Below are 7032 nucleotides of genomic sequence, written 5' to 3' on the forward strand. Positions count from 1 at the left end.
CGGGTTCGAACTTCTGCCCGGTGACGCTGGACCACGTTCGCCCGGCCCAGATCTTTTGCACCGCTGCTTGCGTCACACCGAACTTGTCACCCGCTTCGGCCAACGACATCGACCCTTTCAGCGCGTACAGCGCCAGCACCACCTCAGTAGTCATGCGGGGAGTGGTTCGGGATGTGACGCGGAGGTTGGCGCGGTGATACGGGCTGATACACCGGTCGTTGCCGCACGTTTGAACCGTCCGATCGTACCGCTGGATGCCAGATTCGGGGAACCACGCGGTCATCATCCACAGGAACGCCGACCGCGACGACGTCTCGTTGTTGGGTCGCGGATCGCGCCGATGGTAGAACATCGGATGTCGTCGGTGCTCGCCTGCGGCTGACATGGCGCCCGACCACGTCCAGCATCCCGACGCGTGTCTGCTGACCCGCCGCCTAAACGAGTAGGCCAGGCTGACCCGTCGGGCGAACGTGTCCGCGTGCTCGTACCGTCGACGCGCGGGCTGGCCCTGCAGCTTGACCCACGCGTCCTCGTCTCGCGGCTTGGCAACCATCATATCTTCTTCCGGCACACGGGTCCGATCCCGATGCTGGCCGTCAAGGTGATGCCGCACCGGCAGCACGCGCCGTTGTCGGCCGACCAGTTCTCAGCGTCCTCGACGGTCATCCGATCGCTGGCCGACAGCCGCATTATTGCGCCCCGGTCGTAAACGAACTTGTGCATCCGCTGCTTACCGTTTGCCATCATCACCGGTGTGACCAGCGGGGTGTTAACCTCGGCGTACAGACGGCCGTTGCCTGAGAACTTGACCTTGTACACTCGGCCGTCCCGCCGGTACATGCCGGGTTCGGTGACCGGAATTCGGATTGTGCTAGGGAGCGGCGCGGCAGGGGTGGCGCCAACCGCCTTCTGGTACCTACTGAGCGTAGCCGACAGGCCCGACCGCATGCCGCACGGTCGGGCCGAGGAGCAGCATTCGGCGTCGTGGACCTTGATGGCTTCAGTCACCATCTTGATGCGAGACCTAAGTTCTTCCTTGGATGCCATGCCACCAGTATAACATGACACTTGCACCAGGAGCAAGTACTACGCCTTGATGGCCGAGCCGCACGAATCACACAAGATGACTGCGGTGCCGTCGCCACGGAATTCCGACAGCAGGTCGTCCGGGTTCATGTCTTTTGCGCACGACGGACAGAACCAGAACGAGCCGTCGGCAGCCGACAAGTATGCTACCGGCTTTTCAAGCTTGCACTCGGAGCCGTTGTAGCGGAACACACCCAGAGAGAATGGGGACGGGTCGAAGTCACTGCGCGGATTCCAGTGAACCGGCTGACCTATGAACGGTGCGCGGTCGCACACTATTCGGTCGCCTGGCTTATACGACTTCAACAACTTACTAGTGTGGCTCATCGCAGCCTCCCGGTTGTTTACCACCCAGGATAACATGCGGTTGTCGCGTACGCAAGTATGCGATCAAAAAATAAGCCGACGCCCCAACCAGTGTGGGAAGCCTGGTTGGGGCGTCGGCCGTGGGGGGCGGCAGATCAGCTGCAGACAGGGAACAGCCGATTAAACTCGGCAAGGTCGTCGACTCGACCGGAGACTACGAACTCGCTCTGAGGCTGCCGCCCGCTCTCTTTCGAGTATACACGAAGACGGCCCTCGCCATAAGTATACCCGGTTTCGACCTCCAGGCCTTCGGGTAGGTACCGCCACCGCCCCGGTCGAACCACCTCGAAGTCAGAGGCCGAGACCCGTTGCCGGATCTCGGCCATCTGCTCGTCGACTCGCATCACTCGAACCGCGTACTCGTCGACTTCAGGCAGCATTGGCGTGCTCCTGCTTCGTCACGCCAGTAACCTGCTGGTGGTAGTCGTTGCCGAAGATGTTGGCTCGCAGGTACGCGCCGAACGTCTCCTTGTTCGTGGTGAAGGCCTTGAGGGCCTCCTTGGGGTCGAGGTTGTACTTCTCGACTATGACGCCCAGCAAAACTCGACCGGGCAGTCGGTGGCCTGCGCGAATACGGGATGCCGTTGTGAAGTGGCACCCGACCCGCTCGGCGAACGCTTCCAGAGTAACGGCTGTTCCCGTGTTCGTCGTATCCATGATACAAGTATAACACGGGATTTGCGCCGCGCGCTAGTACCCGCCCGTAACTACCAGTTACTACTCCTGGTTGCCGGTCTTGGGGCCGTCGTCGTAGGCGGTGACGTACACGCCGCGACGCAGAGACGCCGGGATAGCCGGAGGCACCTTTGCCGTTACCTGCGTGCGCACGAACAGCGCCAGAATCACCGACACGGCGGACAGCGCCACCGCCTGCTGGTCGGCCGACCAGCTGAGTCCGAACCCGACGGCGAGGGCCAGAGCAGCCTGAGCGAACCCGTACACGGCGGCAGCGACGCCGTCATGCGTCATGAATGCGACGATCACGCCGACCAGCGCGGCAGCCACCGCGTTGATCATTGCCTGCTGGTCGTCGGAGACGTTCAGCCAGAACGCTGAGATCAGCTTGACGACTACGGCGACGAACGCCAGCCACGCGGCCGGTTCCCGCCTGAAGATGGTGATGTCCATGTTTCCGCTTCTCTCTGTGATCACACGTTGGGAACGTGCAGCTTCGCCCACGAAGTGGGGCCGGGGGTTCCGTCGGCGTCGCTGCCGGTGTAACCCAGGTGGCGTTGCCACGCCGCGTACGAACGTTCGTCGCCAGAGCCCCACACGTCGGCCTTGAGCGACGACAAGTAGTGGTTGCACCCGACTGCCACCAGCCGTTTGTGCATCGCGGCGATGATGGGACTCTTCCGGCCCGATGAGAAGAAACTCTTGCCGGGGAACGGCTCGTACGTGGGTTTGGCCGGGACGACGGGCACCACGAACGCAGGCCACGACCCGGGGTCGACGTGAGTGTTCTCGGGAACCTGTGAGTGGCCGTACCAGCCGCCCTCAGTTTCCCATACGTGTTCGCTTCGGTGCGGAGTGAAGTCGGTTGGTCGGCCCATCGGCCACGTGTCCGGGACGCCCAGCGATCGGACCCAAGCATTGAGATCTGCCCAGCCTTTACAAGGCGTGTCGGACAGCGTGGCGTACACTGTGCCGTCGACGCGACAGTACGGGAAGAACAGGGCCTCTACTTGGATGACAACCTTACCGGCGCGGTTGGTCCGGGTACCTCCGGCCAGGTCCACCACGGACTTGGATCTGGAGTCGGCGGGGTAGAACTGGCAGATTTCGCCGGTGAACGGGGACCACAGGATATGCGGCGCAACTCCCACACCGGAGCCGGTGAAGTAGGATCTCAGTTTGTTGAACGACACCAGGTCCTGCGGGGCCTTCGGTGTGGCGTTGCGATCCCACGTGATGTGGCCGATGGCCTTTGGCGGGTACTGTTGGTCGGTTGGTGCGTGATCTCCGACGTCATCCTGGATGGCGCCGGGCATCCATAGTGCAGTCGTCACTACGGTGTCTCCTTGCCGTTGAGTAGTAGTTGAATGTCCCGACGATGCTCCTGGTGGAGCTGTCGGATGTGGTCGGCGTGACGCCGGTTGTTGACCTTGTGATACGCCCACACCACGGGCACCCACAGCACGTTGGCCAGCAGATTGGGCCACAACGCCGACCACACGCTCATGCGACGCCGTTAGCTATCGCCCACGCTCGCAGCGAGGTGTACGCGCTGAGAACGGCCGGATCGACGGACGGCGCAGGGGGTGGCGTAACGCCTGCGAACAGCGGAACGGTCACGTCGCCGTTCTGCGCCAGCAGAGTCTTCATGTCGGCGCCCTTGATGTAGCCACGACCGTTGACGCCCCACGACGTCCCCCACGAATTGTCGGGCCACACCCGGTCGTTCACCGCGTCGTACTCACGGACCAGCAGCTCGTGACCGCCCGCCAGGCCGCTGGACTCATCGAGCGGAATGTGTCCGTCCGACTCGGGGTCGAACATGGAGTTGTACCACGGGATGCCGATCAGCACCGGGCCCGACTGCAGCGCCGTCACCATAGCCGAGTAGCTGAACGCGTGCGTGTAGCCCTTGAGCAGTCCGAGCTGCTGACCGGTCTTGCCGCACGCTACACCCGACGACCCGGTGTCGTCCTGCGGCATGTGCCCCGGGATGCTGTCCAGCCACGTGTTGAGGGTGTACGCCTTGACAGCGAAATCCTCGTTCAGCTCGTACGACCCAGCGGCGAAAATGCCCTTGCTGTCGGCGGTGACTGATACCGTCGGCGAGGCCGTGCGCCCCAGCGAGTCGGTTCCGAGAGCGGCAGTGAGGGCGTTACCGGTGCACGATCCCAGCTGACCCTGATCGAACACGGGGTCGGTGGTTCGCCTCGTCCACACCACCGACTTCAGCGCGACCTTCGGCGCCACCCCCGCCGCGTGTCGTATCGACGCCGCGTGGTGTTCGATGTGACGACCGAGCCGAGGCCTGGACGCCGGGTCAGCTTCGGTGATAACGTGAATAGCTACGGTCATCTGACCGCTCCTTACTTGGTTGTGATCCATTGTGCTACGGCGACCACCAGCAGCGCAACAGTTAAAACAGTGGGGATGGCGTACCGGCGCCATTCGGTCAGGGCCGTCTGCCTCTCGGTTTCGACCTGTATGTCCAGTTCGATACGGTCCACCCGAGATCTTACGTCCACTACCTGCCGGGCCAGGTCTTCTACTTGCTCGTAGTCAGCCTTGCTGTCTATCTTGCCGTACAGCTTGTCAACAGAGCCCTTGATATCCTGCAAAAGCTCTTTCACACTGTAGCTGACAACGGCATCGTCGTCCTGCTGACCCTCGCGGTTGTTACTAACCAACACATATCTCCCGCCTCGTTCAGTTGAGCTTCGTAACGCCTATTGGTCGTGGGGGAACCACGCCGTCAGCGTACGTGATGTACGACACCGCCGACAGCGCTCCGGTGTTCACCGGGGCGCGCAGTAGTCGTATGTTGGACAGATACAGCAGGTCGGTTACTGCTGGTGTGTTGGTCATCGTCGGGTTTACCCCGGCGTAGTGCGCGCCCACTGGCACTTCGAACGTCTTCACCAGGTGAGTCCAGGTGGCGGCAGCTATGTTAGTGCCGCTGAACGACGTCGAGATGTATACCCCGTTGCGATCAAACCAGTTGATGCTGATGCTGACCTGGTTCCACCCCGCGCTGGAGTACACCCATCCGTCGGTGACGTAGTAAAACTCGCCGTTGATCAGGCTGGGGTTGGTCGATATGGGGATGTTCTCGGACTCGATGTACGGACCGTTGGTAACGCCGTCCGGCGTAATCAAGCCGGAGAACGGAAACCCACCGTGTGTCTGCGCGCTGGACCTGGTCAGGGTGCATCCCACCGAGTACCATGGGGCCGTGACCGAGGTAAACGCCGGGTTTGCATCCAGCGCGTTGTTGGGCTCGGTCGTTGACTCGCACAGACCCAGCAGCGTCTTCTGATTTGACGACAGCACCAAGGTCGTGGTGGCTGCCGCCTGCGTGCTGTCGTTCGGGTCGTCCCATGTGTGGATCACGCTGCCGGACGCGGTCTTGTCGTACACCACCATCGGCACGGCGGTGGCGGTAGAGAAGTTGGTCCAGGTGCCGCTGTTGCGCGTGCTAGTCTTCATGTTGTTGGGCAGCGGAGTGTTGATCTGATACCCGAACGACAAGTAGCTTGACGCGTCCGGCCCCTGGTTTTGCTGCATCACCACGTGGTACGTGCCCGTGGCGGTGAGGCCCGTAGCGGGCAACGGTATCGAGATCAGCGGCACGGGCGAGAATTCGAAATGCACGTACCGCTGGTTTACCCGGTCGACAGCTACCAGCACGCCGGACCCATTGGTCGTCGTGAACGAGCTGGTGTAAAAGCTATCGATGATGCTGGTGCCGGTTCCGGCCGTTCGCACCCAGTTGCCCAGCCCGGCGTCAGTTACCGATATGACCTGGATGTCGTTTACGAAGTTGTTGCCGGAGTCGATCCCGCCCGCTACGATGAAGTAGTCATCGATGACGTTGCCGTTGGCTCCGCCAGCGAAGTACACCGGCACCGGCAGGTTGGGGCCGGTATTCCACGCACCCAGCGACCCGTCAGCGTTGATTCGGGCGTAGTACACGGAAGCGCTGGCCACCACGCCGGTGTGGGCTCCACCACACACAATCAGCCACCCATTAAGCGCAGCCGCAAATGTGTCATCAAGGGCCGTCGGCAGGGGGGTGGTGGTAGACCACGCGCTGAGCGATCCATTGGACGACGTGTTGTAGTAGACTGCCGTGGTCTGGGTGGCTCCGGTGTTGTCAGTATCCCCTCCGATAACGTACACGAAGTTGCCGTACGAAGCTCCGCTGCCGTTCACTGATGCGGCTGGCAGGTCTGGCTGCTTACTCCAGCTACCGATTGTGCCGGTGTTGGGATCCCAGCTGGCGGTATATACGCCCTTGAACCCCAGGGTAGTGGTGCCAGTTAGCGCTGCCGCTCCGCCCGCGTACATAACGGTGTCGGCGGTGGCAGCGGTCGACCCCTGCACGATGTTCTTGGGTAGCGGAGTCGCATGCTGCGGTAGTCCGTACGTCGTACCGCCGTTAAAGGCAGCGACGCTGACGTTGTTTACCGCCAGGAACGTGGCGTCGTCGGCTCCACCCAAGATGATTGAGTAGTTGCCGCTGGACACCACCGACACATCAAACACGTTAGACGTGTCGGTACCGGCGGGAACTATCCACGACTGCGTTCCGCTCGACAGGTACAACGAGGAGTTGAACTGTGGCTGCGCCAGTACGGGCGTGTCGATAGTTAGGCCGTCGATGGCAGCCAGGTTATTTATCCACGACGCCGGTACGTAGGTCGACGACAGCGGCGTTCCGCTGGTGTCTGGAGCGCCAGCGTTGTTTGGCCACAGGGTGACCAGCAGGTCGGCGCCGTTGTTTACCGGCTTGATTGGCAACGCCACCCGCCCGATGGCCGTCTTGCCGCCCGGCATCACAAATGCTTGGTCCACGTCCGCACTGTTGCCGGGACTGTACCACCCGAATGTTGTGCCGTTGGCCGG

The 7032-nt window shown here is 62.0% G+C and carries 9 protein-coding genes; all 9 read right to left on the reverse strand.

Translation table 11 applies throughout. The features are described 5' to 3' along the window. Positions 1-552: 552 nt before the first annotated feature. Positions 553-1047, reverse strand: a complete 495-nt coding sequence (locus tag EPO09_RS21985) for a hypothetical protein (RefSeq protein WP_290646725.1) — start codon at positions 1045-1047, stop codon at positions 553-555. A 39-nt stretch (positions 1048-1086) separates the two neighbouring features. Continuing rightward, complete coding sequence (locus tag EPO09_RS21990) at positions 1087-1413, reverse strand: hypothetical protein (RefSeq protein ID WP_290646727.1); 327 nt, start codon at positions 1411-1413, stop codon at positions 1087-1089. 408 nt (positions 1414-1821) lie between these two features. Then, positions 1822-2109 (reverse strand): helix-turn-helix transcriptional regulator, encoded by a 288-nt coding sequence (locus tag EPO09_RS21995; protein WP_290646729.1) that lies wholly within the window; start codon positions 2107-2109, stop codon positions 1822-1824. 60 nt (positions 2110-2169) lie between these two features. Continuing rightward, the gene (locus tag EPO09_RS22000) at positions 2170-2580 is read right to left on the reverse strand and encodes a hypothetical protein (RefSeq protein WP_290646732.1); all 411 of its coding nucleotides are present in this window, start codon (positions 2578-2580) and stop codon (positions 2170-2172) included. Positions 2581-2600: 20 nt separating this feature from the next. Next, the gene (locus tag EPO09_RS22005; RefSeq protein WP_290646734.1) at positions 2601-3443 is read right to left on the reverse strand and encodes a peptidoglycan-binding protein; all 843 of its coding nucleotides are present in this window, start codon (positions 3441-3443) and stop codon (positions 2601-2603) included. Between the two features lie 17 nt (positions 3444-3460). Then, complete coding sequence (locus EPO09_RS22010) at positions 3461-3634, reverse strand: hypothetical protein (protein WP_290646736.1); 174 nt, start codon at positions 3632-3634, stop codon at positions 3461-3463. Next, the gene (locus EPO09_RS22015; protein ID WP_290646738.1) at positions 3631-4482 is read right to left on the reverse strand and encodes a hypothetical protein; all 852 of its coding nucleotides are present in this window, start codon (positions 4480-4482) and stop codon (positions 3631-3633) included. Before EPO09_RS22015 ends, EPO09_RS22010 begins: the two co-directional genes overlap by 4 nt. Before the next feature lie 11 nt (positions 4483-4493). After that, entirely contained in the window at positions 4494-4814 is a 321-nt protein-coding gene (locus tag EPO09_RS22020; RefSeq protein WP_290646740.1) for a hypothetical protein, read from the reverse strand. A 19-nt stretch (positions 4815-4833) separates the two neighbouring features. Then, positions 4834-7032, reverse strand: a 2199-nt coding sequence (locus EPO09_RS22025; RefSeq protein WP_290646742.1) for a hypothetical protein, incomplete at its 5' end; no start/stop codon positions are given.

The organism is Aquabacterium sp., from assembly GCF_004297345.1.
Lineage (GTDB): Bacteria > Pseudomonadota > Gammaproteobacteria > Burkholderiales > Burkholderiaceae_C > Aquabacterium.